The sequence below is a fragment of the Streptomyces endocoffeicus genome, assembly GCF_016741935.1.
Lineage (GTDB): Bacteria > Actinomycetota > Actinomycetes > Streptomycetales > Streptomycetaceae > Streptomyces > Streptomyces endocoffeicus.
In genome coordinates this window covers 1-1,616 of the sequence record NZ_JAERRG010000135.1, presented here as the reverse complement: position 1 = coordinate 1,616, position 1,616 = coordinate 1, and the positions used below count along the sequence as shown (strand labels likewise).

1 protein-coding gene is annotated in these 1,616 nt (G+C 68.7%); it reads left to right on the top strand.

The window, feature by feature from the left end:
• Positions 1–51: 51 nt before the first annotated feature.
• Positions 52–1,616 (top strand): acyltransferase domain-containing protein (locus JK364_RS54210; RefSeq protein ID WP_230993974.1); only part of this gene is annotated, 1,565 nt, incomplete at its 3' end.

The following is a 1,616-nucleotide window of genomic DNA, read 5'->3' as shown; positions in this document are numbered from 1 at the left end:
GTGGGTCGGCCGGTGTTTGTTTTTCCTGGTCAGGGTGCGCAGTGGGTGGGGATGGGTGCGCGGTTGTTGGGTGAGTCGGTGGTGTTTGCGGAGGGGATTGCGGAGTGTGAGCGGGTGTTGTCGCGGTGGGTGGATTGGTCTGTGGGCGGGGTGTTGCGGGGGGAGGTGGGGGCGCCGTCGTTGGATCGGGTGGATGTGGTTCAGCCGGTGTCGTTTGCGGTGATGGTGGCTTTGGCTGGGGTGTGGCGGTCGTTTGGTGTGGAGCCGGCGGCGGTGGTGGGGCATTCCCAGGGTGAGGTGGCGGCTGCGTGTGTGGCGGGTCTGTTGTCGTTGGAGGATGCGTGCAGGGTGGTGGCGTTGCGGTCGCGGTTGATCGGTGAGCGTCTGGCGGGTCTGGGCGGGATGTTGTCGGTGGCTGTGTCCGAGCGGGAGGCTGTGGGGCGGATTGAGGCCGGTGTCTGGGGTGGGGTGGAGGTGGCTGCGGTCAACGGCCCCGGTTCGGTGGTGGTGGCCGGGCCCGCGTTGGCGGTGGAGCGGGTGCGGGCTGTGTGCGAGGGGCAGGGGGTGCGGGCACGCCGGATTCCGGTGGACTACGCCTCCCACACGACGCAGGTTGAGCAGATCCGTACCGAGCTGGCTCAGGCTCTGGAGGGACTGGCCCTGGGCGCTCCCCAGGGTCGTGGGGTGCCGTTGTTGTCGACGGTTACGGGTCAGTGGGTGTCGCCCGGGGAGATGGATGGGGGGTATTGGTTCCGGAATCTGCGGCGGCCGGTGCGTTTTGCCGAGGCTGTGGATGTCCTGGCTTCCGAGGGTTATGGGGTCTTCGTCGAGGTCAGTGCGCATCCGGTGCTGACGGTGGGCGTCGAGGAGGTGGTGGAGGCTGCTGGTGGTCAGGCGGTGGTGACCGGCACTCTGCGCCGTGATCAGGACACGCTCGGGCAGGTTCTGACCTCCCTCGCCCAACTGCATGTCAACGGGGTCACCGTCGACTGGAAGCCTGCCCTCGGTGCGGTGGCCACGGACGACAGCGCTGCGGCAGACGGCCGCGTATCCATGCTGGACCTGCCCACGTATGCGTTCCAGCGGGAGCGTTACTGGCTCGACGCTCCGCCCGCGGCGGCCGATGCCACCGGCCTGGGTCTGGAGGCCGTCGAGCACCCCCTCCTCGGAGCCGCAGTCGACACTGCGGGCAGTCAGGCGATCCTGCTTACCGGTCGGCTGTCGCTGCAGACACATCCGTGGCTGGCCGACCACCAGGTGATGGGGGCGGTGCTGGTGCCGGGGGCGGCGCTGGTGGAGATGGCGGTCCGCGCCGGTGAACACATTGGTTGCAATCGGCTGGAGGAGCTGACGCTGGAGGCGCCGCTGGTTCTGCCCGAGCAGGGCGGTGTCCAGGTCCAGGTCGCCGTCGAAGAAGCCGATGCATCAGGCTTCCGACCCGTTTCGGTCCACTCCCGCGTTGAGACTGGGGAATCGCCTGCCGAGTCCGCATGGACCCGGAACGCCAGCGGTCTGCTCGGCGTCCCGCAGCAAGACGAGCAGCACCAGGCGGTGCTCGAGCAGTGGCCGCCGGCCGGTGCCCAGCCGATGGCGTTGGATCCGGACGAGCTTTATGC